Raw genomic sequence first — 24,234 nt, forward strand, 5'->3', positions numbered from 1 at the left:
TTCACACCTCGGACGCGGACTTGACCGGCACGGCCGCGGCTGCACCACGGTCGAGCAGCAGCTCGATCTTGACCAGGACATGGGCGATGCGGTCGAGAACCTGCTGCACATTGCGTCGCGCCTTCGCCATGTCCGGCGACCAGGCTTCCGTCACGAGCCGTGCGCCGACGCAGAGGCGCAGCACGGCCTGCGGCGTCTCGTCCTGCCGCTCCAGCCGGACCGGCTGGCCGATCAGGCTGCGCTGCGCGGCAACGTCTCGGTCCGCCGTGCTCCCGCTGATCTCTTTGCTCATGTCACGCGCCAGCGCACGATGAACGGCCCGGGTCTCCGCGATCGAGACCGGCTTGCCGTCGCGCAGCAGCGTGAACGGAAAGATCGTGGCCCGAGCGAATTCCTCGTCGTCGGCGTCGTCGTCGGCGTCGGCCAAGTTGACCGCGGTTGGAACGGAGCGCAACGACGGCGACAAGGCGAGCATGCCATCGATGCCGGCGGCGAGCTCGGCGAGCATCTCGGCGCGGAAAACCGCGGGCACGGCGTAGTAGCTGCCGATCTCGGCCAGCGCCGCCTCCCAGCGCAGCCATTGACCGAAATTCGGGCGGCGCTCGAAGCGCGAACGCAGCGCCGTCCAGGCCACCGGCCAATCGCAACGGCCGGCGTAGTCGAAGATGCCGGGCGCGATCTCCTTGCCTCGGTCGAGCGAGCGCGAAAGACCCTTCGGCACCAGCAGCGCACCGCTGAAGGCAGGCCCGCCGAAAAATTTCGAGCCGGTGATCAGCACCATATAGCCGCGGTCGAGATAGGAGCGCAGCCGGCGGCGCCCGAGCCTGGCCTGGCAGGCATCGACGACGATCTGGACCTGGCGCGGCCAGCGCCGCGCGATCTCGTCGAGGCAGGCCGCACTCGGCGCACGCCATCCGAGCTTCGAGCAATCCATGATCTGGAGCAGCACGGGCGCGCCTTGCGCGATCGTAGCCTCGAGCGCATGCAGCACCGCGGCATCGGCGTCCGCGCGCATCGCGATCCCGGGGGCGGCCTCGCGCAGCGGCAGCGCAACACTGGTACCGGCGAGGCCCGGAACCGCGCCGTCCTTGCGAACCGCAACGCCGCTCGCCGTCATGGAGCTGAAATGGTGTCCGCGGGCGGTATGGGTCGTCCCGCTTCCGGTCTGGTCGGCGCCGACCACGATCGTCACCGGCCGCGCGCCGAGGATCGTGCGCGCCAGGAGCAGGGCGTGGAGCTGGGAGTCTGTGCCGGACGGCGAGAACACCACGTCGACGCGCGGCGAGAGCTGCAGATGGCCGCGCAGCTCGTCGCGCATGTCCTCACAGCGTGCGTCGAAGGCGACCTCGACCTCGTCGAACAGGCACTTGTGCATCAGCTCTTCGCGCGCCAGCGCAGCACGGTCATAGGCCGCCCGCGAGATCGTCGATGCCGTCGCGGAGGCGAAATTCCAGATCTCCGGCTCCGGCGAGGCCGCGCAGCCATAGGCGTTGACGCGGTCCTCGGGATCGAGCGCGAGCCGCGGATCTCCGCCGGAGCCGAGCAGCGTGTCGAGCGGCGTGAAGAGATCGCGCAGGCGATAGCGCGACCCGCCGTCGGACGCCCGTTCCCGTTCTGACCAGCGGGACGCGCCGCCGCTCATGCCGCAAACCTCACGCCGCGGCATCGGCCGCCGCCGCAGGCACGGCTGCGAATTGCGAGGCGATGTCGCCGTGGAACACCGAGGGCCCGACGTGATCGAGCGAGCTCTGGATATCGGCCCAGATCTCGCCGCCGATATCGGTCCAGCGCTTGCAGAAGGCGAAGTCCTCGGAAAGATAAGTGCCCGTCGCCGGATCGATCATGCATTCGAACAGCGCGAACCGGTTCCGGCTCGCCGCCAGCGTGTCGTGTGAATGCTCGCGAAAGAATTGCAGGCTCGCATAGTCCGGGTGACGACACATCGCCTCCAGCACGTGGCGCCGGATCATCAGGAAGCCGGTACCGGCATAGCGCACGCGGGTGAAGCCGTTGACCACGACGATGCGGTCGGGATCCTCGATCTCGAGCACGTAATCGAGCGAGGCGGCCGGCACGTCGGTCCGACCGGACTGGATCGCACGCGCGGCCTTGTCCCAGTTGACCCGCTTGATCGGATAGCAGCCGGCCACGACGTCCGCGCCGCATTCCATCAGCCGGAACACCTGCTCCGGCTTGAACCCGATATCGGCATCGATGAACAGGAAATGCGTCGCCTTGGGGTCGTCCAGGAACATCGCGACCAAATTGGCGCGCGCGCGGGTGATCAGCGCGTCGCCGTCGCGCAGGAGCACCTTGAGCTCGAGATTGGACATGCCGTGCACGGCGCGCTGCAGCGCGAAGATCGAGCTCGCATAGATGCTCGACACCTGCCCGCCGAAGCACGGCGTTGCCACCACCAGCTGCATCCTGTCCGACATCGACCGCCCCGCCCGCTCCAATCCTCACCAAGAGGTAAACAGGCATGGTTAACGGCGCCTTAACGCCCTCTTACAGGAACTTGACGAGCGACAGCTGCGCGAGGTTCGACGTCACCTGGTAGGACGCCTGGAGGGCGTTCTGGAGCGCCAGGATCTCGCTCGCGACCTGATCCGGCGAGGCCGATTCCGCCTGGTCGATGATGCCCTGGAGCTGCGCCTTGGCCTGAGTCTGGCGCGTGGTCGCGTCCTTCATCGTGTTCTGGGCCATCGCGATGTCGGTCTGGATGTCCTCGATCCGCTGCTGGCCGGGCTGCTGCGTCAGCGCCTGCGTCACCCGCAGGCTCAGCGCCGACACCTGCCCGCCCGAATACTGGCCGGTCGGCGAAGTCGAGAAGGTCCCGAACACCGCGATCGCCTGCAATTGCCGGCGGATCGCATCCTCGTTCGCCTGGGCGCCATATTGCACCGTGACGGCATCGTCGACCCGCGCCGTCGCCGTGGAGCGCGGCGACCCGGGACCGTCATTGCCCAGGTACCACTTCACGGTTGTGGCCGAGCCGTTCACCAGCGTCGTCGCCGAACTCGCGGGCGAAGAGCCGACGCGCAGCGGCGGTTGCGTGGCGGTCACGGGCGTCGCGCTGAAGCCGAGTGAACTCAGCGCTCCCGTATTCGAGGTCGTGATGTTGAGGCTTGCCGCATCGTCGGTGTTGATCGTGATCGAACCGCCATGGACCGTCGAGGGCTTCGACGTTCCCGTGATCTGGTCGATCTTGCTCAGCAGGGTCTGGATGCTGTCGGTGACGTTGAGCTGGTTGCCGGTCGCGCCCGAGGCCACGAAGGTCAACGTGGTGCCGTTGACGGTGATGGTGTCGCCGGCGACGAAGCCCGGCGAGATCGAGTCCGAGGGGCTCGCGCCCGATAGCGCCGTCGCGCCGGTCACGGGTGCCGGCGGTGCCGCCTGGTTGTTGACCGGCGCGCCGATCGCAGAGCTCGCAGTGTTGAAGAAGTTGTCGCCGGCGACGACCGCCGATGCCGCCACCAGCGAGGTGTTGGCGAGCTTGGTGATCGCGGTGTTCAGCGCGGCGTTGAGGTTGGTCGCGGTGTTGTTCGGATTGACAGGGGTGCTCGCATCGATGGCGAAGCTGCCGAGCGGCGTCGGCGTCGCCGTCGAGGCGGTCAGGTCGATCTGCTCTGTGGTGCCATCCGGCAGCGTGAACTGAATGCTGAGCTTGTCACCGTTGTTCGGATTGACGCCGTTGAGATCGACCGAGAACGACACCGGCGAGCCGCTCGGGCCGGAAACGGTCGCGCCCGTGAGCGTCGAGGACACCGCCTTGATCTTGAGCCCGAACGGCGAGCCGGCAACGTCCTCCGACACCTGCACGGAGCTCGGCGTCGGCTGCGTCTGCACCAGCCGCCCCATCCCGTTGGCCCCTAAGTCGGCGGCCTGGCGCTCCGCCATGACGGTCTTGAAGCCGGCCTGCGTCGTGGTGCCGTTGATGATGTCGCCGGCATCCGCAACCGATTGCGTGTTGACGGCCGTCCCGGAGAACAGATAGCGGCTGCCCGTCTGCGTGTTGAGGACGCCGACCATCGAGCCGAACTGGGCGGCGGCGGTGTTCTGCGCGATCGTCTGGCCGTTGACGTTGAGGTCCTGCGCCGTGTTGGCCGAGCCCGTTTGCACCGTGTTGCGGATCTTCGTCAGCGACTGCAGCGCGGTGTTGGCGAGATTGATGCTGACGTTGACGTTGGTGATCGTGTCGGTATAGCCGGCGATGTTGGAGAGCTGCGCGCGCCCTGCGATCGCAAAACCCTCGTTGGTGCCCATGCCGGCATAGTTCTGCGACAGCTTGCCGGTCGAAAGCTGGGTCGACAGGTCGGTGAGCTGCTGGTTGATGTTGCGGATCTGTGCGCCGAGAATCGACGAAGAATAGTTGATGCTGCTGATCGACATCTTTCAGAGCCCTGTTACTTGCTACACTTGAGCCTGGAGCAACGTGTTCATCATGCTCTGCACCACCGACATGACGTGGGCGTTGGCGGCATAGGCATTCTGAAGCTGGATCAGGTTCGACATCTCCGAGTCCAGATTGACGCTGGAGGTCGAGTCGAACTTGGCCTGTAGCGTCGAGACGACGACGCTCTGGCCCTGCTGGAGCTGGGTCGCCTGGGTGGCGGCGTTGGCCTGGACGCTCAGGAACTGCTGGAGGTAGTTCGAGACGCTGCCGGTGAAAGGCTGGTTCGCCGAGCCGAGGCCGGTCTGCGGTGAATAGGAGAACACCGCATTGGTGAGCTGCGAATAGAGATAGTCCGAACGCGTGGTGTCGCCCGCGGGCGTCACCGGCGAAGTGTTGTAGACCGACAGTCGGCTCGGATCGGAAACCAGCTGCGTGTTCACCGCGATGCGCCCGGCAAGGCCGGTCATCTGCGAGCCGGATGCCGTGATCGCGCCGGTGTAGAGCGCCTGGCCGCCGTCGGTGAACAGCGGCAATTGCGGATTGCCGGAGGTCAGCGACGAGATCGTCTTTGTAGTCGACGCCGAGCTCACCTTGGCAAGGCCGGTGTTGTCGTCGGTCACCCGCAACGTCGTGGCGGTCGCCGGCGCCGGGGCGGCGGAGAACGACAGATGCGTGCCCGACAGCGCGGTGTTGAGCGCGGAGGCGATCGCTCCCATGCCGCCGGAGAAGTTGACGCCGATCCGCATCGGGTTGGCGTTCGTCGCGTTCTGAAGCGGCAGCGCGGCGGGATCGGTCACGTTGATCAGCGTGATCTGGCGCTGCGTGTTGGTCGCCGTGTCCGTGTACGTGATGTTGACGGTGTTGCCCGGCAACGCGCCGGCAAGTTCCAGGTCGAAACCAGCAGGCGGGCCGGTGACCGTGCTTCCGGCCGTGGTCTTGTCGGACAGCGCGCTCGCCATCGTGGCGGCGAGCTGGTCGATCTGGTCCTGCGCCTGCACCAGGGTCTGGTCGCGCAGCTTCAGGTCGGCCGCGATCTGGCCGGACGACACCACGTTGTTGGCGACGACGTCGACCTGCGAGCCGTTCGGCAGCTTGATGTTGAACGCGCCAACGCCGGACTTGGCCGGGTCGATGTTGTAAAGCGAGGTCGCCGACAGTGCGCCGGCGGAGGCAAAGGAGAATTCCGAGGCGAGCCCGGCGCCGACCAGCTGAATGCCCGTCGTGGTGTAGATGTTGGTCTGGTTCGAACCGTCGGTGGTGACGCGGACGTCGACATATTTCGACAGCGTGTTGATGGCCTGGTCACGCTGATCCATCAGCGTGGCGGCCGAGGGATCGTTGGGCGACAGGCCCTGGAGCCTGGTGTTGATGTCGGCGATCTGCTGCATCGCCGCGTTGGCGGCTCGCGCCGAGTTGCCGAGATCCTGCTCGACGTTGGAGCGGAGCGACTGGATGCCGTTGGTGGTGATGTTGAGCTGCTGCGCCAGGGCCTGTGCCGCCCCGAGCGCGACGGTCTGCGCCGACGACGCCCCGGAACTGGTCGAGAGCGCCTGAAGCGCCGTGGTGAATTTGTTCAGCGCAGTTTCGAGCGTGCCGCTGTTGCCGGGCGTGCCATAGACATTCTGAAGCTGCTTCAGGATGTTGGCCATCTGGTCGGCGTAGCCGCTGCCGCCGACCTCCGTGCGCAACTGGTTCAGCACATAGGTGTCGAGTTGGCGGCTGACGCCGGTCGTCATCGCCGTCGAGCCGAAGTCGCCGGTGGTGACTTCGATCTGGTTCGGCGTCTGGACGACGTAGCCGGGCGTCTGCGAATTCGCGACGTTCGACGAGACGATCGAGAGCGCGGCCTGGTTGGCACGCAGGCCGCTCATCGCACTGGCGAGGGCTGAACTCAAACCCATGTTACTTGCCGCCTTTAGTTACGTTACGCGCCGATCAGCGCAACACGTTCAAGAGGTCCTGCACCATCGAATTCGCGGTCGTGATGACCTTGGTGTTGGCAGAATAGGCCTGCTGGGTCACGATCAGCTTGGTGAATTCGTCGGCGATGTCGGTGTTTGATCCCTCCAGGGACGAGCCGCTGATGGTGCCCGAGGCGCCGTCGATGGCGTCTCCCGACTGTTCAGTCGCGGCGTAGGCGCCGCCATCGAGCGCCTTCAGATAGTTGGTGCCGTTGAAATGCGACAGCTGCACCTGGGCGAGATTGAGGTTTTGGCCGTTCGAGAAGGTGCCGACCACGACGCCATTGTTGTTGACGGCAACCGAGCGGAGCTGACCGGCGGCGTAGCCGTTCTGCGTGATGGTGTTGATGGTCACCGCGCCGCTCGTGCTGGCATATTGCGTCAGCCCGCCCGAGGAGATGTTGAAGGCAACCGAGCCGAGCGACTGGCCGCTGACGGTGACGTTGTTGATGGTGATGCCCGAGCCGCTCGGCGAGGTCAGCGAGCCGTCGGCCGCGAAAGTGAAGGTCTGACCGGTGTTGACCCAGCCGACGGTCGTGCCGGTTGCGTTCGGATCGGTCTGGTAGAACAGGTTCCAGCTGTCCGAATGACCCGCGCCCAGCGAGGCACTGTCGGTCTTGGCCCAGCGCAATTGCAGGTTCACAGGCGTGCCGGCGGCGTTGTAGGCGGTCACCGCGCCACCGCTGATCGATTCCTTGGTGAAGGTGGCGATGTCGTTGCCGATCACGCCGCCGGTGCCGGCGGTGCCGCCGCCGTCACGATTCTTGGTGATCGTCGAGGTGAAGCCGAGCGCCGAGAATGCAGCGCTGTTGGAGCTGGACACCGAGAGGTTGGAGACGGTGCCGGTGTTCAGCGTGATAACGCCACCGCTGCTGACCGACGACCCCGAGGCGCCGGAGAGCGCGTCGATCTTGCCGAGCAGGGTCGTGACGTTGTCGGTGATGTTGATCTGGTTCGGTCCCGACGCACCCGAGTTCATGAAGGTCAGCGTCTGACCATTGACGGTGATGGTATCGCCCGCGGAGAAGCCGGATGTGAGCACCTGGGCACCGCCGGCGGTCGCAGTGCCGCTCAGCACTGTCGCGCCCGAGATCGCGGGCGAGGACAGCACGTTGCCGCCGCGCGTCACGCTGCTGATGCCGAGCGCGGTGGCGGCCGTGCCGCTGCCGATCGCCACGTCAGTGCCGGTGCCGGTCGAGATCTGGATATTGCCGCTGACCGAGAGCGAAGCGGTGACGCCGGCGCCGCCGGCAGTCTGGATCGCATTCAGGATGTCGGCCACGGTCGCCGTCGTGCCCGCACCGAGACCAATCGTCGTATTGCTGCCGACGGTCGAGACCGTGGTGCCGCCGTTGAACGTGACGGTGTTGCCGTTGATGGTCAGCGTCTGGCCGCTCAAGGCGGTCAGAATGCTGGAGGCGAGATGGGTGCCGGCGGTGTTGTCGAGCGACGTGGTTGTCGAGGCGACCGCCGACGAATTGTTCTGGAGCGCAACCGTGCCCGTCGCCGTCGTCGACGAATAGGCCGAGCGGATGTTGCCGGTTGCTGCCGCGCCTGACACCGTCGCGTTGGCATAGGGCGCCGGCGGCGTGCCGACCGGCAGCGGGTTGGCGGCGAAATCGGACGGATTGAGCCCACCGGCCGCCAGCAACGTACCGGTCGACGCCGTGGTTTTCGCGACCGTGTTCGGCTGGGTCGGCAGGTTCGCCGCGTACTGGATCGAGGTGGTCGCCTGCGCCGGGATGAAGTTGTTCTGGAACTGCAGCACGTTCGCCACGCTGCCGGTCGGATTGCCGGTCTTCGGGTCGACCGTGACGCCCATCAGGTAATAGCCGGCGCCGTTGACCAGATTGCCGTTGGCATTGAGCTGGAAGTCGCCGCGCCGCGTGTAATAGGTGACGCCGGTGAACACCGGCACGTTGTCGACGACGCCGCTCGCCTTCTGGATCGAGAAGAAGCCGTCACCGGTGATCGCCATGTTGGTGGCGACGGTGGAGGATGAGATCGTGCCCTGCGTGGTGATGGTGGCCTTCGCGTTGGCCTGCACGCCGCCTGCGACCTGCTTGCTCGGAACGGATGAGTCGGGAATGAGGTCGACGAAGCTGGTGCCGATGCCCTTGTAACCGGTGGTGGATGAGTTCGCGATGTTGCCGGAAATGTTCTGAAGCGCGAAGGACTGCGCCTGCAGGCCACCCACCGAGGTGTTCATTGCATCGAAGATACCCATAACTTTGTCTCCAAATCCGATCCCGGCGGCCGGTCGACCATGGCCGCAGTCGGGGGAGACAGTCGCAAAGGCTATGCCAATGCCGGTATTCTCAGAAAATCAATGACTTAATGAAAAAGCCCCGGCCTGACGACCGGGGCACATTTGCCGGGACCGGCAACAATTGCCGGGACGTGACGTCGTTCCGGGGCGAGGCGAAGCATCGAGCCCGGAACCTCGAGATTCCGGATTCGATGCTGCGCATCGCTCCGGAATGACTCTAGAAAGACCTACGTCGCCGACGCCGCCGCGGGATGGAAGACCAGCCCGAAACCATCGATGCAGTAGCGCAAGCCGGTCGGCTTCGGACCGTCGTCGAAGACGTGGCCGAGATGGCCGCCGCAGCGGCGGCAATGCACCTCGGTGCGGACCATGCCGTAGGTGCGGTCCTCTGTCTTGCCGACATTGCCCTCGATCGGCTGGTAGAAGCTCGGCCATCCCGTGCCGCTCTCGAACTTGGTTTCGGACGCAAACAGCGGCAGGTCGCAGCCGGCGCAGGCGAAGATGCCCTTGCGGTGCTCCTTCAGCAGCGGGCTTGAGCCGGGCCGCTCGGTACCGTGATTGCGCAGGATCTCGTATTGCTGCGGCGTGAGCTGGGCACGCCATTCGGCCTCCGTCTTCACAATCTCGAACTTTTCCGCGGCCTTCTCGCCGGCCTCGGCGGGGGATGCTCTCAGCCAGCGAAAGGCCGAAAGGCCAAACAGGCCGGCGACAGTCGTCAACAGGATGCGGCGGTCAACCATCTCATTCTCCGTGCGCGGGGAGTCCACGCCCTGAGATACGGGCTCTAACGGCCGACGTTACACTTCCGGGCGGGATTTTTCTCGGGTTTATCGCGAGATGCCGGCTTCGTGAGGAGCCGGTTCCGTGTCCTGTTCTAAGTTGCCTGTTCTGTGTCCTGCGCTGTGTCTTGCGCCGTGTCTTGGGTCGCGGGTTTCGGCGGCGGGGCCGGCCGCGGCCGAACGCCGGACGGTGGACGGCGCGGGCCGGTGCCGGCGGCTCGGTTGGCCTTGGCGAGGCGGGCCTCGCGTTCCCTGTCCTTGACTCTGGCACGTTCGCGATAGCGGGCGAGCGCGCCTGCCGCGGCGGAACTCGCCCTGCTCCAGATCCCGACCAGCTGGCCCGCGACGCGGCCCGTGGCGCCGCCCGCCCAGACCAGCTCGAACGGCGAGAACAGCCGCCAGCGCTGATCCCCCCGGAGAATGCTGCGTGCGATCATCTGTCCGGCCATGGCGGAAGTGTTCATACCCTGGCGGCCGAACCCGCTCGCCACCCACAGGCCTTTGCGCAACTCGCCGATCTGCGGCATGCCGTGCACGGTCTGGCCGGTGACGCCGGCGAACGTGTCGGCGATCTCGACTTTGCCGAGCTCGGGAAAAATCGTGCGGATCCGCCGCCTGACGGCGCCCGCGAAGCGCTGTGGACGCGCCGCCCAGGTGGTCTCCGGGCTCTCCCACATCAGCCGGTTGCCCTCGACGATCCTGAAATGATCGACGCCGTCGGAATCCATCACCGATCCCTTGAAGGCGATGATCTCATGAAGACGTTCGCCGAGCGGCCCGGTGACGCCGGCATAGCGCCAGACCGGCAGCAGCGTCTCCGAAAGGCGTTTCAGGGGCGCGCCGAGATGAATGTTGCCGGCGAGCACGATGTGGGTTGCGCGCAGCCGTGCCGAGGGCGTCACGATGCGTTTGCGAATGCCGGAATGATCGATGCTGACGACCGGCGTGTCCTCGAATATGCGGGCGCCTGACCGCCGCGCCAGCGCCGCAAGGCCGTGCACATATTTCCGGCCGTCGACCTGGAACGCCTTGGGATAGTACACGCCGTGGAAGTAGCGGTCGGTCTTGAGCAGCCCGCGAACGCGATCGGCCTGCCAGCCCTCGACCTCGGTATCAAAATCCTCGTTCAGCATCTGCAACCGGCTGATCAGCCGGTCGCCGGTATCGACGTTGGAGACCTCCAGCACGCCATCGCTGAGGCCGATTCCCGGCATGTTCTCTTCCGTGGCATTGGCGCGGACGAACTCGGCGCCTTCCTTCGACAGGGCCCACAACTCGCGCGCGTCCTCGAAGCCGATGCGCTCGATCAGGTCGGCGAGCGGCAGCGCGAAGCCTGGCATCACGGTGCCGAGCTGGTTGCCGGAGGCGTTCCAGCCGATATGACGGCCCTCCAGCACCGCGACGCTGGCCCCGAGCCGGGCCGCCTCCAGCGCGATGGAAAGGCCGGCAAGGCCCGCTCCGATGACGCAGATGTCGGCATCGAGATCGAACGTCAGCCGCTCGCGATCGCGAAAGCCGGCTTCTTCCTGGGATGCACTTGTGAAGGTCTCACTCATGTCGTTTTCTTAAAGGACCGATCCGGCGCTTGTCACCTTGTCCTCAACCCGCGCCCGTAGATTATTCTGGACACACAACGATTCGAGAATGCCATGCGCCGTTTGATGCTGCTGCGTCACGCCAAGACCGAGACCGACGCGCCGAGCGGCCGTGACCAGGACCGCCGGCTCGACGAGCGCGGCCACAAGGATGCTGCGCGGATGGGCGACTGGATCGCCGCCCATCCACCCTTCCCCGATACCGTGCTGGTATCGCACGCCGTGCGGGCCCGGCAGACCTGGGACATCGCCTGGGAGGCGATGAAGGACCGCGTCCCCGTGCCGCAGGTCGAGGTCCTGCCGGAACTCTACGGCGCCGATTCCGCGGAGATCCTGGAGGCCATTCGCACTGCAACCGCCCCGGCCGACCCAAAGCGGTTGCTGCTGATCGGGCACAATCCCGGCATGCATGAGGTCGCCCTGATGCTGATCGGCGGCGGCGATCCTGATGGCGCCAGGGCCCTCGCCCACAACCTGCCCACGGCGGGGCTTGCGATCTTCGACTTTGACGTCAAGGATTGGGGGGACGTGGCCTACCGCCGCGGCAAGCTGGTGCTGTTCGTCAGCCCCAAGCTGCTTCGATCGGAGTGATCGCGCGACGTACCAGCAAGACGTGCTGACCGAAAGATTTGGAGGCGCAGATGTTCAAGTCCATCCTCGTGCCCATCGACCTCGCCGACACCGATCTCGCCAAGCCGGCGATCGCAACGGCGGCGACGCTGTCGCAGACCTGGAGCGGCACGGTGCGCCTGCTCAACGTGCTGCCGATGACGCCGGTGATGCTGGCCGAATACGTCCCGGCCGATTTCGACGAGCAGCAGCGCCAGACTTCGGAGGAAGCCCTCGCCATCGTCGCGCGCGAGTCCGGCATCGAGCCGAGCCGCATCTCCAGCGTGGTGCGCCAGGGCGGCATCTACCACGAGATCCTGGAGGAAGCCGCGAATATGAAGGCCGACCTGATCGTGATGACCTCGCACCGGCCGGCGATGCGCACCTATTTCCTCGGCTCCAACGCCGGACACGTCGTGCGCTACGCGAAGTGCTCGGTGCTGGTCGTCAGGCACTGAACGGCGCACTGGGCTCCATTCGTAGCCCGGGTGAGCGAAGCGACACCCGGCACCTTCGTACCCGCTTGCACCGGTCCCGGATTACGCTTGCGCTCCATCCGGGCTACGAGAGTACGCGACTTCAAACTTCTCGGCGTAAATTCGTAAGAGGCTGCCCGTGGAAGACGTCTCCAGTTGATAGCAGCGCAGCATAGCCAGCGACACGCCGAGCGGCCTCCATCGATCTCGAATTGAGGTTAAGCCCGGATCATCTTCAATCATGGAGGCATTGAGAATTTGCTCTTCGGCGATGATGCCGAAGTTCATCTCGGCTGTCACGGCATAACAGTCGCGAAACAACAGTGTTGCACGGCCGCCGTCGGGCCATATAACTTGAAGGCGAACTTCGTCGCGCGTCCCGGGATTACGTCGATCAATCATCAGCTCCAGCAATACCGCATCATGCCACGGCAAAGAATTAAAGCTTTCGGCCATCCAAACCTCGAATACTTGTCTGCTTGGCCCTCGATTTAGCCTCGTAGCCCGGATGGAGCGAAGCGAAATCCGGGACCAGCGTGTCCGCCGGCACGAACCCCCGGATTACGCTTCGCTCCATCCGGGCTACCAGAGCTTGCGTTGCCCGACAGGCAAAACACGCGAGCCCTGGGTCAACGCGCCGCGGCGAAAATATTCCGCTTTCCCGAAATTCGGAAATCGCGTATGTGTCGGGCAACCCGGCCCAAGGAAGAGGGGCGTATCGCGATCGTCACGAACGCGGGCCGGGCGGCGGTGGACGCTGATGGCGTTGGCGCGAAAGGGTTTGCAGGGCGGAGAGCCGTGAGCAAAGACCTCGCGCATACGACCGGTGTCATCTGCGTACGGCAAAATCGTGTGGTCCTGGCGCCCGGGGTCTGTGCGCCAAGTCTTGCGGTGACGTGGTTGCCCGACCGGGCGATGCACATCAGCCGTCCGCAAGGCGACGGGGGCAATAGTGCATCGCTCCCCGGGGAGAGCACGACATAAGCCGTAAAGCCACTGCGCAGGGAAGGCCGGATGTTTGGCTTCACCTGTATGCCGCTGTGCAAATTCTTCGTTGCCACCTTTCGCACAGTGGACCGTGGGTGCCCGGCCGGCACCCGGTCTTCCCTGCGCCCTCTTCACAGAGGGCGAAGCCACCAGGCAAAGCTCGGGCGAGATGCGCCGCGAGGATGCGGCAGCGCGCCTGCGAGTGAGATGCGAATTGAAGAGCCGATGCCGTCGCAACACATTCCGTCATTGCGAGGAGCCCTTGCGACGAAGCAATCCAGAGCCTTTCCGCGGAAAGACTCTGGATTGCTTCGCTGCGCTCGCAATGATGACGCGGAAACGGTTGCGCCCGAAAAACTCCGCTCTCGTGCCCCGGACGCAGCGCAGCGTCTCTTCGACGATGCGCTGCAGAGCCGGGGCCCAGGCGTAAGTGCGATCCGCTGAGTCCCGGCTCTGCGCAGCGGCGTTCCACGCTGCAGCGCGTCCGGGACACGGAGTGATCACAGATATCGTGTCAACTCGGCCTTGAACTGCCCGTACACCGCATCCTCGATCTGGCTGCGCGTGATGCCGATGTCGCGCAGGGCGCGGTCGTCGAGCTCGTTCAGCGTCTTGACGGCGGAGCGGCGCTCGATGCGATCGAACAGCGCAGAGACACCGTGGGCGAGCGTGCTGAAAAATCCGCCCGACGAGGATGGGCGTAAACTCCGCCCGGCAGTTTGCGAAATCGTGGTCATTTTCTTTCTCCGGCGTGTCGTTCCGCGGCGAAGCCGATGCCGTTGGCGCGGACGCTGTCAGCGCCTGCACCTCATTTGCCGTCGGATTGCTCTCGCTCTCCTCGGCTCAATCGCGGATCTTGATGGAACTTAAATGCTCCGGTACATTCCTCGGAGCAAGAAAAACATTGCTCTCGGTGCAATAATGTCCAAGTTCGAGTACGTGAAGCTTGCCGATGCCATTGCGGCCGATATCACTAACGGCACGTTAAGGCCCGGCGATCGGCTGCCGCCGCAGCGCAATTTTGCCTATGACCGTGGCATCGCGGTCTCGACCGCGAGCCGGGTTTATACGGAATTGCTCCGCCGCGGCCTCGTGGTCGGCGAGGTCGGCCGCGGCACCTTCATCTCCGGCGACATCAGGCGCCAGGTCGAGACGACGCGCGAGCCGGCCGAGGCGCGCATCAATTTCGAGGTCAATTATCCGCTGCTGCCCCAGCAATGGGCGATGATCGCCAAGAGCCTTGCAGGGCTGGAGCGCGTCGACGCGCTGGAGTCCGCGCTGCGCGTTTCGACCAGCACCGGCACCAGGAGCGCGCGCGTTGCTGCCGCCGCCTATCTCGCACGCAAGGATTTTACGCCGCAGGCGGACCAGATCTTCTTCACCGCCAACGGCAAGCAATCGCTCGCGGCCGCGCTTGCGGCGCTCGTTCCCACCGGGGGCCGCTGCGGCGTCGAGGCGCTGACCTATCCATACGTCAAGAGCATCGCCGCGCGGCTGGGTGTGACGCTGGTCCCGATTGCGATGGACGAACACGGCGCGCGGCCGGACGCGATCCAGAAGGCGCATCGCGAGGCGCACCTGTCGGCCCTGTATCTCCAGCCCATCATCCAGAATCCGCTCGGCGTCACCATGAGCGCGACGCGGCGCGCCGACATCATGCGCGTCGCCGAAAAGCTCGATCTTCCCATCATCGAGGACGCCGTCTACGGCTTCCTCGCCGACGACACGCCGCTGGCCGCGCTCGGGCCGGACCGCTGCGTCGTGATCGACAGCCTGTCGAAGAAGGTCGCGCCCGGCCTCGCGCTCGGCATTCTGGTCGCGCCGCCTCACTTGCGCGAAAGCGTCATGAGCGCGGTCCGCACCGGCGGCTGGATCGCCTCCGGCCACGCGCTGGCGGCCGGGCAGCGGCTCATGGCCGACGGCACCGTCGCCGAGCTGACGCGCCTGAAGCGCATCGACGCGGCGCGCCGCCAGCAGACCGCCGCAAGGCTGCTCGCCGGCTACCAGCTCGCCGCGGACGCGCGCTCCTATCATCTCTGGCTGACGCTGCCGCCGCACTGGCGTTCGCAAACCTTCGTCGCCGCGGCGGCAAGGCGCGGCATCGCGCTGACGCCGTCCTCGACCTTCGCGATCGCGCATGGTCATGCACCAAACGCGGTGCGGCTCGCCCTCGCCCCGCCTTCACCCGAGCAGCTCGATGCCGGCCTGCGCACGATCGCCTCGCTGCTCGGCACCAAGGAGGAGGATTTCGACTCGACGGAGTAGCGCTCCATCTAAGGCAGCAGAGCCTTCGGCACGCGATCGAAACTGTAGCTCCGCGGCTTGTTGCGCCACACGAAGCCGCCCACCTGCCAGGCGAACAGCGCAGCGAAGCCGACGATGAACAGCGCGCCGGCGAACTCACCGATCAGAAGCGCGCGGATCAACAGCCCCGCCATCGCCACCGTCAGCACCGCCAGGAAAACCAGCGCCGCCGCATAGGTCTTGCGGCCAAGGCCGGCGGTCAATTCGGCCCGGCTGCCGGCCTGCGCCATTCGCGCATGCAGCGCGAGAATGAAATCGCGGAAGCCGCTGTCCTGCGGCGCCATCAGCGCCGCGGTCTGCCAGCTCGTCGAGAGGATCGCGATGCGCCCGCCGCCGGTGCGGCTGACATCGGCACGAAAGCGGTGCTGCTGCATCGAAACAGGGCGGAACGACAGCCGGATCGCCGAGATCTCGTCGTAACGCCACAGGCCGGAGCGTCCCGCGATGTGCCAGGACAGCCCCTGCTCCGTCAGTTCGAAACGATGCGCCGAGCCGATCAGCGAGGCCTTGTAGGCGTAGCTCGTGGCCGAACCGGCTTCAGCTCCCCGCATCTCGATCATCGATCCCATTCGCGATCGGCTTGCGCGATCGCCCTCGCCCATCCTACAAGCGGGGCATGGCTGAGACGACGTTTTTTCCGCGCCGGCTGATTCTCGGCGCCGCTATGATCTCCGGCGTGCTGCTCGCGCTCGCGGTGCACATGCTGGGCGCGCGCTATGGTCTCGATCTCGGCGGCCTCTGGCGCTCCGACACCCGTGAGTTCATGCCCGCGGGAGCGGCGATCGCCTGGTGGCTGATCGCCACGGTCGGCTTCTCCGGCGGCTATTTCACGGCGAGCCTGATGCAGAGCGCCGCCTCCGGACAGATCCCGCAGCGGATGCGGCAATTCCTGATCGCGGTCGGTGTGTTGCTGCTTGCGGGAGCGGGCCAGGCGGCCTCGGCGCCGAGCCCGATCCCGACCGTCTCGGGCGTGCTGGCCGGGCTCGCCGCGCTCTGCCTCGGTGCCGTGATGGCGTTTTGCGGTGCGCATTTCGCACTGCGCCGCGGCTGACGTGCTGCGCAGGCGCGCTCATAGCGCCGAATGATGCACGTGACAGGAAAGCGCCGCGCGTTGGCGCGCGGCGCTTTCTGGCTGCACTGTTGTTGCTAGCTCGCCGCGCGCAGATTCACCTTGCTCTCGGCGAGCGTCGTCAGCTTCTTATCGGTCGCCTTTTCCTCCTCGAGCGTCTTGGCGAGCACTGCCGCGCAGTCGTTGCGGCCGAGCTGCTTGGCCCAGGCGATCAGGCTGCCGTAGCGCACGATCTCGTAATGTTCGGCGGCCTGCGCCGCGTTGATCAGCGCGGCGTCGAGCACCGCCTTGTCGGCGACTTCGCCGGCGGTCTCGTCGGCTTCCTCGATGATGCCGTCGATGGCTGGGCAATCGACCGCCTTCACGGCGACGCCGTGCATCTTGAACACCTCCTCAAGTCGTGTGACGTGCTGCCTGGTTTCCTCGAGGTGCGTCAAAAAGCCCTGTTTCAGCTGCGGATCGGTGGCCTTGCTTGCCATCTTCGGCAGCGCCTTGGTGAGCTGCTGCTCGGCGTAATAGATGTCCTGGAGCTGATGCACGAACAGGTCGTTCATGGTCTTGATGTCTTTTGTGAACAGTCCCATCGTTCCGATCCTCTCGGGTTTCGGGGAACACGGAGGCGCCGGCTTGCACGAGAAATGCCGCTTATTCCGCCCATGTTCGATTGCTGATGGATGCTAACGAGCACGCAGCGTCGACGTTCCAAAAATGCCGATACCGCTTGCGCTGGAACAATGCGGACCGCGCCAGGATTTGAAATCATGTCGGTGCACCAAGCGCGCGAGCGGAGCCGGTTTCACGACTCATATGCTTAACGCGCATCCGATATGAACCGCGTATGACAGAAGTGGCCGGTCCAGCGCAGAACCTATTGTTGTCAAGGGCTGCACAAGCCGCTGATTTTGCCTTAAATGAGCTTGATCATGCCTAGCGATCGATGCCTGCCTTTGGCCATGATCGCGCCCGACCGGCCAAGCCTGGCTCGGCCGGTGTTGCCCCCGCCGGGAGGATGAATGCACGGACTGCTGCCCGCGTTGAAGCGCGGCTTCAAGAGATGGATCGGCTGGCGACGGCTGGGAATTGCCGCGAGCATCTTCATCATCGCCTTCGCGATCACCACGCTGGTGCGGACCCTCAAGGGCATCGATACCGGGGTCATCCTGACCGCGTTGACCGAGATCCCGCGCGGCAGCATCGGGCTGGCGGCGATCTGCGTCTTCTTCGCGTTCTGCACGCTGACCTTCTACGACTTTTTTGCGCTGCGAACGATCGGCAAGAAGCACGTGCCCTATCGCATCGCGGCGCTCTCGAGCTTCACGTCCTATTCGATCGGCCACAACATCGGCGCGACGGTATTCACCGGCGGTGCGATCCGTTTCCGGATCTATTCGGACTACGGGCTGAACGCCATCGACGTCGCCAAGATCTGCTTCCTGTCGGGTCTGACCTTCTGGCTCGGTAACATCTTCGTGCTCTCGATCGGCATGGCCATCCATCCGGATGCGGCCTCCTCGATGGATCAGCTCCCCTCGTCGCTCAACCGGTTGATCGCCCTCGGCGGCCTCGCCTCGATCGGCGCCTATCTGGTCTGGCTCTGCATGGGCGAGAAGCGCCGCGAGCTCGGCCAAAAGGGCTGGAAGGTGGTGCTGCCATCGGCACCGCTGACCCTGGTGCAGATCCTGATCGGCGTGGTCGATCTCGGCTTCTGCGCCACGGCCATGTACCTGTTGATGCCGACCAGCCCATCGATCGACTTCATGTCGCTCGCCGTCGTGTTCATTCTGGCGACCCTGATCGGCTTTGCCAGCCACGCGCCAGGCTCGATCGGCGTGTTCGATGCTGCCATGCTGGTGGCGCTGCCCCAGTTCGGCCGCGAGGAGCTTCTGGCCACGCTGCTGGTGTTCCGCATTCTCTATTTCGTGATCCCGTTCGGCCTCGCCATCTCCATCATGGGCACGCGCGAGCTCTGGATGAACGTGGTCGAGCCTTGGCAGGAGCGGCGGCGGCTGGCGGAGGCCTGCGCGCAGGCCAACCTGCCCAAGCAGGTGACACCGATGGAGCGGGAGCGGTTGCTGCGGCAGGCCAACAAGCGCTAAGGCAGCTGGCGCAGACAAACGTTGCGGGCGGCGGAGCAATGCTCTCTTATTTCCGCCTCAACTTTGCCGTTCAAGACCCGGGCCATGATCCCTTTATCCCTTCGTACTCTCGCCGCGGGCGCTCTGCTGCTCTCCGGGCTCTTGACCGCCTTGCCGTCCGAGCGCGCCGCCGGGCAGGATGCCGGCACCATGCAAATCGATTGGGAGGTGCGTAACCGCTTCCGGCTGTTCCGCGAGGAGCGCGACTTCCTGCTCCATGTCGAGAACGCGCGCAACCGCAGCATCCTCGCCGCCGAGCAATCGCTGGAGCTCCAGAGCGAAGGCCGCGGCTGGGCCCGCAACATGGTCAACCGGCTCTGCATCGACCTCCAGGGCCGGGTCAACCAGCCCTGTACCCGCGACAATGTCAAAGAGAACTACATCACTCCGATCGACCATCCGGTGACGGTACGTCTGACCGGCGCGGTGCCGGTAGGCGCCACCTGCGCCTGGTCGTTCGACGACGGGGACGGGCCGCAACAATCGACCTTCGACTGCGCCGAGCCGATCAATTTGCGAGTCCGCTACGGCAAGCAGACGGTCGCAACCGTCGATGTCTCGGCCGGCTCGGATCCGACCCAGCGCGTCCAGACCGAGATCCAGGTCCGCGACATTTTCGTCGCTGGCCTCGGGGACAGCATCGCCTCCGGCGAGGGCAATCCGGACCGGCCGCTGGCACTCTCGGACGAAGGATTTTGCTTCCGCTCCTATCTCGGTACCGCAGGTGCGCAGTACTACCGGCCGAGCCGCCACGGCTTCAAGGGAGGCCGCGCCTGCGAGGCGCCGGATACCCTCGCCAACTGGCAGCGCTACAGCGCGCTCTGGTTCAACGCACCCTGCCACCGCTCGCTCTACAGTTATCAAGCCCGCACCGCGCTGGCGCTCGCCGTGCGCTACACCCATATCGCCGTGACCTTCCTGCCGCTCGCCTGCACCGGCGCCAGCATTGCCGACGGACTGCTTGGCTCGCAGCGCGCCCGCGAATGCCCGCCCGGCAAGTCCGGCGTCTGCAACACCAGCGTGAACGCGCAGGTCGCCGAGCTGCGCGAAGCGCTCACCGCGGCGAAGAAGCGCCAGCCCGATCGGACGCTTGACCTCGTGCTGCTTTCGGTCGGCGCCAACGACGTCTACTTCTCCGGCCTCGTCGCCGACGTCATCGTCGACACCGCGACCGAGCGGACGCTGTTCCGCCGCTCCGGCGTGATGGCGAGCGTCGATGATTCCCGCGATGCGCTGACGCGTGAGCTGCCGCAAAGCTTCGTCAAGCTGCGCGAGGCGCTGAAGCCGCTCGTCGGCGGCGACCTCTCGCGCGTCGTCTATGTCTCCTACGCCAATCCTGCGCTCGCGGACGGCGGCGTGCCCTGTCGCGGCGGCCGCGCCGGGTTCGACATCCATCCGTCCTTCAACGCCGATCCGCAGCGGCTCGCCCGCGTCTCCACCTTCGTCGACACCGAATTCCTGCCGCAGCTGAAAGGGCTCGCCACCTGCACCCGCGGCGCGCTGTGCCGCGACCCCGAAGCCGACCGCATGACCTTCGTCGACGCGCACCAGGCCGCGTTCGCCGATCACGGCTTCTGCGCCCATTCGGGCAATGACCCCGAATTCGACCGGACCTGCTTTGCCGAGAACGGCCAGAGCTTCAATCCAGACATTGTCAGCGCAGCGAGCCAGCCCATGCTGTGCGGCCGCGGCGCCTCGGAATACCGCGCCTACCTGCCCCGCGCGCGCTGGATCCGCGACGCCAATGACAGCTACTTCGCTGCGATGACCTATCCGCAAGGCCTGCCGGCCGCGAGCCAGCCGACCGACATTCACGATGCCACCTGGGGCGTGCTCTCCGCCGTCTATGGCGGCGCCGTGCATCCGAGCGCCGAAGGCCACGCCGCGATGGCGGATGCGGCGCTGCCGGCCGCGAGCGCCGTGCTTGGTCTCGATGCCGTGCCGCCAAGCGTGACGCGCGGATTCTTGCCGCAGCTGCTGCCGAGCGCAAGTCAGTAGAAGCGAGAGCGAGCTCTCCACACCGTCATTGCGCCCTTGGGGTTGGCGTCCCGCCTTCCTCACAATCGTTCCCCCAACCTGCCGTCCCATCGATCCAAAGACGGCATCGATCGATACTCCCTTGAACTTGGACACTTTGCCGCGCGCGCCTCTAGGACTCGCCTCGAGGAAATGTTCGAGTTCTAAGGAGGCGCGTCATGAGCGCAATGGTGTCCGCAGCGGACGTGAGGAGGTCTCGCGTCAGGCTGTTCATCGTGACCATGTTGTTCCTGGTCACGACAGTCAATTATGCCGACCGCGCCACGCTCTCGATCGCAGGCCCGGCGCTCTCCAGGGAGCTGCATCTCGATCCCGTTGCCATGGGCTACATCTTCTCGGCCTTTGGCTGGTCCTATGTGATCGCCCAGGTGCCGGGCGGCTGGCTGCTCGACCGCTATGGTTCGCGCCTCGTCTATGCCTTCAGCATCATCGTCTGGTCGATCTTCACGATGTTGCAGGGCTGGGTCGGCTTCTTCAGCGCCGGCACCGCGGTCATCGTGCTGTTCGGCTTGCGCTTCCTGGTCGGCATTGCCGAGGCGCCCTCCTTCCCAGCCAACGCCCGCATCGTCGCGGCCTGGTTTCCGGGCAATGAGCGCGGCACCGCGTCGGCCTTCTTCAATTCGGGGCAGTACTTCGCGACCGTGATCTTCGCGCCGCTGATGGGCTGGATCGCGCACGCCTATGGCTGGCGCTTCGTGTTCTTGGTGATGGGTGCGCTCGGCATCGTCATGGGTCTCGCCTGGATCAAGACCGTCTACGGCCCGAAGGAGCATCCTTCGATTAACGAGGCCGAGTTCGACTACATCAAGGACGGCGGCGCGCTGGTCGATCTCGATGCGTCCAGGGACGATCTGAAGCAGAAGCGTGCACCGCAATCCGGCTCCGGGTGGGACCACATCCGCCAGCTTCTCTCCAACCGCATGATGCTCGGCGTCTATCTCGGCCAGTACTGCATCAACACGCTGACCTATTTCTTCCTGACCTGGTTTCCGGTCTACCTCGTCAAGGAACGGGGGCTGTCGATCCTGCAGGCCGGCTTCGTCGCGACGCTCCCCGCGCTATGCGGCTTCATCGGCGGCGTGCTCGGCGGCATCATCTCCGATGCGATCCTGCGCCGGACCGGCTCGCTGACCATGGCGCGCAAGATCCCGATCGTCGGCGGCATGCTGCTGTCGATGTCGATCATTGCCTGCAACTATGTCGACGGCCAGGCGCTCGTGGTGGGCTTCATGGCGCTCGCCTTCTTCGGCAAGGGCATCGGCGCGCTCGGCTGGGCCGTCGTCTCCGACACTTCGCCGAAGGAAGCCGGCGGCGTCTCCGGCGGCCTGTTCAACACCTTCGGCAATCTCTCCTCGATCACCACTCCGATCGTGATCGGCTACATCCTGGCTGCGACCGGCTCGTTCAACGGCGCGCTGGTTTTCGTCGGCCTCAACGCGCTGGTGGCGGCGTTCGCCTATCTCGTCATCGTCGGCAAGATCGAGCGGGTCGTGCTCGAACGTTCCTCCTGAGGGCTCCCACGGGAGCTTGACCAGGCAACTTACGGCGGCTCACCAGCCGCCGTCTTTGTATTGGTGGTGATCGATGTTAGAAGTGCCGGGGAAACGCCTTATCCATCTAAGGCATGTATCGATGTTCGACCTCAACCAGCTCCGCTGCTTCGTGACGGTGGCGGAGGAACTGCATTTCGGCCGCGCCGCCGCGCGGCTGAACATGACCCAGCCGCCGTTGTCCCGGCAGATCCAGGTGCTCGAGCACATCATCGATGCGCCGCTGCTGGAACGCACCAGCCGATCGGTACGCCTCACCCCTGCGGGGCGCAGCTTCCTGCCGGAGGCGCGGCGGATCCTCAAGCTTGCGGAAAGCGCCTCGCAGGTCGCCCGCCGCATCGCGCTCGGCAAGACCGGCTCGCTCAAGATCGGCTTCACCGCGGCCGCGGCCTACGGTTTCCTTCCCGAACTCGTCGCCGCCTGCCGCGCCAAGCTGCCCGAGGTCGATTTCTCGCTGAAGGAGATGGTGTCCGGCGACCAGTTCGAGGCGCTGACCTCCGGCCAGATCGACACCGGCCTGCTGAGGCCGCCGATCGCACGTCCCGAACTTGCCAGCCGCCGGGTCGTCGCCGAGCCGCTGCTCGCGGCGATCCCGAAGAAGCATCCGCTGGCCAGCGCCGACAGCATCACCATCAAGGATTTCGACGACCAGCCCTTCGTGATGTACTCGCCCTATGAGAGCCGCTACTTCCACGACCTCCTGGTGGCGCTGTTCACCCGCGCCGACGTGCTGCCACGTTACGTCCAGCACCTCAGCCAGATCCACTCGATCCTCGCGATGGTGCGCGCCGGCCTCGGCCTTGCCATCGTGCCGGCCGCAGCCGCCAGCCTGAAGATCTCCGACGTGCGCCTGCGTCCCCTGAAGCTGCGCACTCGCGTGCCCGTCGAACTGTTCATGGTGTGGCGCCGCGAGGACGAGAATCCGCTGCTGTCGGCGCTGGTCAAAATCGCCGGCGAATTGTCCTCCGCGGAGCCGACAGAGGATTGATGCTCAATCCGCATCGGTCGATATAGGCTTTGGCTTGGACGCGCATCGAACGGTCTTCTAAACCACGGCGCATGGACGCGCAGGCTTGCGTCCTCCGCAGCACGCACGAAGGGAGCAGCGCCCGTGAGCAAGATGACCCCGCAGGAAATGGCCCGAACGATCGGATCCGGCCTCCTGTCTTTCCCCGTCACGCCGTTCAGGGCTGACTACTCCTTCGACGAGGCGATCTACCGCGCCAACATGGACTGGCTGTGCGGCTACGACGTTGCCGGCCTGTTCGCCGCCGGCGGCACCGGCGAGTTCTTCTCACTGACGCCATCAGAGGTTCCGCAGATCGTCAAGGTCGCCGTCGAGGAGACCAAGGGCCGCGTGCCCGTGCTTGCCGGCACCGGCTACGGCACCGCAATCGCGCGCGAGATCGCGGTTGGTGCCGAGAAGGCCGGCGCCGACGGCCTCTTGCTGCTGCCGCCCTATCTCACCCATTCCGAGCAGGACGGCCTCGCCGCCCATGTCGAGGCAGTCTGTGCCGCCGTGAAGATCGGCGTCATCGTCTACAACCGCGACAACGCCATTCTCCAGCCCGACACGCTGGCGCGTCTCGCCGAGCGCTGCCCGAACCTCGTCGGCTACAAGGACGGCATCGGCGACATCGAGCTGATGACCCGCGTCTACACCAGGCTCGGCGACCGCCTCACCTATATCGGCGGCCTGCCGACCGCGGAGACGTTCGCGCTGCCCTATCTCGACATGGGCGTGACGACCTATTCCTCGGCGGTGTTCAACTTCGTTCCGGAGTTCGCCACCAACTTCTACGCCGCCGTGCGCAAGCGCGACCATGAGACGATCCAAGCCGGCCTGAAGAACTTCATCCTGCCGCTGATCGCGATCCGCAACCGCAAGAAGGGCTATGCGGTTTCGATCATCAAGGCCGGCATGAAGGTGATCGGCCGCGATTCCGGCCCGGTCCGGCCGCCGCTGACCGATCTCACCGAACCGGAGATCGCGGAGCTGACCACGCTGGTGAAGAAGCTGCCCGCCGCACGATCGTCACAACAGGCTGCAGAATAGCAGTCGACAAC

The 24,234-nt window shown here is 65.6% G+C and carries 20 protein-coding genes; 9 read left to right on the plus strand and 11 right to left on the minus strand.

Translation table 11 applies throughout. The annotated features are described in order from the left end of the window. Position 1: 1 nt before the first annotated feature. From ABIG06_RS00160 to ABIG06_RS00190, 7 genes are all read right to left on the minus strand, one after another. Positions 2 to 1,642 carry a hypothetical protein gene (locus tag ABIG06_RS00160; RefSeq protein WP_199752414.1) on the minus strand — a complete coding sequence of 547 codons (1,641 nt, stop codon included), beginning with the start codon at positions 1,640 to 1,642 and terminating at the stop codon, positions 2 to 4. Between the two features lie 10 nt (positions 1,643 to 1,652). Continuing rightward, entirely contained in the window at positions 1,653 to 2,438 is a 786-nt protein-coding gene (locus tag ABIG06_RS00165) for a hypothetical protein (RefSeq protein WP_124163727.1), read from the minus strand. A 70-nt stretch (positions 2,439 to 2,508) separates the two neighbouring features. Then, a complete protein-coding gene (locus ABIG06_RS00170; RefSeq protein ID WP_124163728.1) occupies positions 2,509 to 4,392 on the minus strand; it encodes a flagellar protein in 1,884 nt (627 codons plus the stop codon). A gap of 21 nt (positions 4,393 to 4,413) precedes the next feature. Beyond that, positions 4,414 to 6,297 (minus strand): flagellar hook-associated protein FlgK, encoded by a 1,884-nt coding sequence (gene flgK / locus ABIG06_RS00175; RefSeq protein WP_370140575.1) that lies wholly within the window; start codon positions 6,295 to 6,297, stop codon positions 4,414 to 4,416. A gap of 34 nt (positions 6,298 to 6,331) precedes the next feature. Beyond that, on the minus strand, positions 6,332 to 8,584 hold the full coding sequence (locus ABIG06_RS00180) for a flagellar hook-basal body complex protein (RefSeq protein WP_370140576.1): 2,253 nt from the start codon (positions 8,582 to 8,584) through the stop codon (positions 6,332 to 6,334). A 269-nt stretch (positions 8,585 to 8,853) separates the two neighbouring features. After that, positions 8,854 to 9,366 (minus strand): peptide-methionine (R)-S-oxide reductase MsrB, encoded by a 513-nt coding sequence (gene msrB, locus ABIG06_RS00185; RefSeq protein WP_035671899.1) that lies wholly within the window; start codon positions 9,364 to 9,366, stop codon positions 8,854 to 8,856. A 134-nt stretch (positions 9,367 to 9,500) separates the two neighbouring features. Continuing rightward, positions 9,501 to 10,961 (minus strand): NAD(P)/FAD-dependent oxidoreductase, encoded by a 1,461-nt coding sequence (locus ABIG06_RS00190; RefSeq protein WP_124163731.1) that lies wholly within the window; start codon positions 10,959 to 10,961, stop codon positions 9,501 to 9,503. A 93-nt stretch (positions 10,962 to 11,054) separates the two neighbouring features. On the opposite strand from ABIG06_RS00190, the gene ABIG06_RS00195 reads away from it, so the two are divergent. Both ABIG06_RS00195 and ABIG06_RS00200 read left to right on the plus strand, forming a co-directional pair. Further along, entirely contained in the window at positions 11,055 to 11,591 is a 537-nt protein-coding gene (locus tag ABIG06_RS00195; RefSeq protein WP_124163732.1) for a SixA phosphatase family protein, read from the plus strand. A 50-nt stretch (positions 11,592 to 11,641) separates the two neighbouring features. Next, entirely contained in the window at positions 11,642 to 12,067 is a 426-nt protein-coding gene (locus tag ABIG06_RS00200; protein WP_061883091.1) for a universal stress protein, read from the plus strand. A gap of 81 nt (positions 12,068 to 12,148) precedes the next feature. On the opposite strand, the gene ABIG06_RS00205 is transcribed toward ABIG06_RS00200, so the two are convergent. Next, on the minus strand, positions 12,149 to 12,541 hold the full coding sequence (locus ABIG06_RS00205; RefSeq protein ID WP_370140578.1) for a hypothetical protein: 393 nt from the start codon (positions 12,539 to 12,541) through the stop codon (positions 12,149 to 12,151). A 1,031-nt stretch (positions 12,542 to 13,572) separates the two neighbouring features. After that, positions 13,573 to 13,809: a DUF1127 domain-containing protein gene (locus tag ABIG06_RS00210; protein ID WP_124163733.1), complete on the minus strand. Its 237-nt coding sequence runs from the start codon at positions 13,807 to 13,809 to the stop codon at positions 13,573 to 13,575. Between the two features lie 184 nt (positions 13,810 to 13,993). Here ABIG06_RS00210 and ABIG06_RS00215 point away from each other — a divergent pair, with 184 nt between their 5' ends. Then, positions 13,994 to 15,337, plus strand: coding sequence for a PLP-dependent aminotransferase family protein (locus ABIG06_RS00215; RefSeq protein WP_370140579.1), 1,344 nt, complete (start codon positions 13,994 to 13,996; stop codon positions 15,335 to 15,337). A gap of 8 nt (positions 15,338 to 15,345) precedes the next feature. Here ABIG06_RS00215 and ABIG06_RS00220 read toward each other — a convergent pair whose 3' ends face one another. Then, positions 15,346 to 15,936, minus strand: a complete 591-nt coding sequence (locus tag ABIG06_RS00220) for a hypothetical protein (protein ID WP_370140580.1) — start codon at positions 15,934 to 15,936, stop codon at positions 15,346 to 15,348. Between the two features lie 56 nt (positions 15,937 to 15,992). Here ABIG06_RS00220 and ABIG06_RS00225 point away from each other — a divergent pair, with 56 nt between their 5' ends. After that, positions 15,993 to 16,427, plus strand: coding sequence for a hypothetical protein (locus ABIG06_RS00225; RefSeq protein WP_370140581.1), 435 nt, complete (start codon positions 15,993 to 15,995; stop codon positions 16,425 to 16,427). Between the two features lie 95 nt (positions 16,428 to 16,522). Here the strand turns inward: ABIG06_RS00225 and ABIG06_RS00230 are convergent, their stop codons facing one another. Then, the gene (locus ABIG06_RS00230) at positions 16,523 to 17,029 is read right to left on the minus strand and encodes a ferritin-like domain-containing protein (protein WP_124163736.1); all 507 of its coding nucleotides are present in this window, start codon (positions 17,027 to 17,029) and stop codon (positions 16,523 to 16,525) included. Between the two features lie 429 nt (positions 17,030 to 17,458). Here ABIG06_RS00230 and ABIG06_RS00235 point away from each other — a divergent pair, with 429 nt between their 5' ends. The 5 genes from ABIG06_RS00235 (at position 17,459) to kdgD (ending at position 24,223) form a co-directional block, all read left to right on the plus strand. Beyond that, complete coding sequence (locus tag ABIG06_RS00235; RefSeq protein ID WP_124163737.1) at positions 17,459 to 18,541, plus strand: lysylphosphatidylglycerol synthase transmembrane domain-containing protein; 1,083 nt, start codon at positions 17,459 to 17,461, stop codon at positions 18,539 to 18,541. 84 nt (positions 18,542 to 18,625) lie between these two features. Next, a complete protein-coding gene (locus ABIG06_RS00240) occupies positions 18,626 to 20,578 on the plus strand; it encodes a hypothetical protein (protein ID WP_124163738.1) in 1,953 nt (650 codons plus the stop codon). Positions 20,579 to 20,775: 197 nt separating this feature from the next. Next, positions 20,776 to 22,128, plus strand: a complete 1,353-nt coding sequence (locus ABIG06_RS00245; RefSeq protein WP_370140583.1) for an MFS transporter — start codon at positions 20,776 to 20,778, stop codon at positions 22,126 to 22,128. Between the two features lie 121 nt (positions 22,129 to 22,249). Beyond that, positions 22,250 to 23,155 (plus strand): LysR substrate-binding domain-containing protein, encoded by a 906-nt coding sequence (locus ABIG06_RS00250; protein ID WP_124163740.1) that lies wholly within the window; start codon positions 22,250 to 22,252, stop codon positions 23,153 to 23,155. 123 nt (positions 23,156 to 23,278) lie between these two features. Next, complete coding sequence (kdgD, locus tag ABIG06_RS00255; protein WP_124163741.1) at positions 23,279 to 24,223, plus strand: 5-dehydro-4-deoxyglucarate dehydratase; 945 nt, start codon at positions 23,279 to 23,281, stop codon at positions 24,221 to 24,223. Positions 24,224 to 24,234 lie beyond the last annotated feature (11 nt).

This window comes from Bradyrhizobium sp. USDA 326, from assembly GCF_049739485.1.
Classification (GTDB): Bacteria; Pseudomonadota; Alphaproteobacteria; order Rhizobiales; family Xanthobacteraceae; genus Bradyrhizobium.

Bases quoted from the DNA above. Each gene is read 5' to 3' on its own strand.
- ABIG06_RS00160 (WP_199752414.1), bottom strand. From the start codon at position 1,642: ATGAGCGGCGGCGCGTCCCGCTGGTCAGAACGGGAACGGGCGTCCGAC.
- ABIG06_RS00165 (WP_124163727.1), bottom strand. From the start codon at position 2,438: ATGTCGGACAGGATGCAGCTGGTGGTGGCAACGCCGTGCTTCGGCGGG.
- ABIG06_RS00170 (WP_124163728.1), bottom strand. From the start codon at position 4,392: ATGTCGATCAGCAGCATCAACTATTCTTCGTCGATTCTCGGCGCACAG.
- flgK (WP_370140575.1), bottom strand. From the start codon at position 6,297: ATGGGTTTGAGTTCAGCCCTCGCCAGTGCGATGAGCGGCCTGCGTGCC.
- ABIG06_RS00180 (WP_370140576.1), bottom strand. From the start codon at position 8,584: ATGGGTATCTTCGATGCAATGAACACCTCGGTGGGTGGCCTGCAGGCG.
- msrB (WP_035671899.1), bottom strand. From the start codon at position 9,366: ATGGTTGACCGCCGCATCCTGTTGACGACTGTCGCCGGCCTGTTTGGC.
- ABIG06_RS00190 (WP_124163731.1), bottom strand. From the start codon at position 10,961: ATGAGTGAGACCTTCACAAGTGCATCCCAGGAAGAAGCCGGCTTTCGC.
- ABIG06_RS00195 (WP_124163732.1), top strand. From the start codon at position 11,055: ATGCGCCGTTTGATGCTGCTGCGTCACGCCAAGACCGAGACCGACGCG.
- ABIG06_RS00200 (WP_061883091.1), top strand. From the start codon at position 11,642: ATGTTCAAGTCCATCCTCGTGCCCATCGACCTCGCCGACACCGATCTC.
- ABIG06_RS00205 (WP_370140578.1), bottom strand. From the start codon at position 12,541: ATGGCCGAAAGCTTTAATTCTTTGCCGTGGCATGATGCGGTATTGCTG.
- ABIG06_RS00210 (WP_124163733.1), bottom strand. From the start codon at position 13,809: ATGACCACGATTTCGCAAACTGCCGGGCGGAGTTTACGCCCATCCTCG.
- ABIG06_RS00215 (WP_370140579.1), top strand. From the start codon at position 13,994: ATGTCCAAGTTCGAGTACGTGAAGCTTGCCGATGCCATTGCGGCCGAT.
- ABIG06_RS00220 (WP_370140580.1), bottom strand. From the start codon at position 15,936: ATGATCGAGATGCGGGGAGCTGAAGCCGGTTCGGCCACGAGCTACGCC.
- ABIG06_RS00225 (WP_370140581.1), top strand. From the start codon at position 15,993: ATGGCTGAGACGACGTTTTTTCCGCGCCGGCTGATTCTCGGCGCCGCT.
- ABIG06_RS00230 (WP_124163736.1), bottom strand. From the start codon at position 17,029: ATGGGACTGTTCACAAAAGACATCAAGACCATGAACGACCTGTTCGTG.
- ABIG06_RS00235 (WP_124163737.1), top strand. From the start codon at position 17,459: ATGCACGGACTGCTGCCCGCGTTGAAGCGCGGCTTCAAGAGATGGATC.
- ABIG06_RS00240 (WP_124163738.1), top strand. From the start codon at position 18,626: ATGATCCCTTTATCCCTTCGTACTCTCGCCGCGGGCGCTCTGCTGCTC.
- ABIG06_RS00245 (WP_370140583.1), top strand. From the start codon at position 20,776: ATGAGCGCAATGGTGTCCGCAGCGGACGTGAGGAGGTCTCGCGTCAGG.
- ABIG06_RS00250 (WP_124163740.1), top strand. From the start codon at position 22,250: ATGTTCGACCTCAACCAGCTCCGCTGCTTCGTGACGGTGGCGGAGGAA.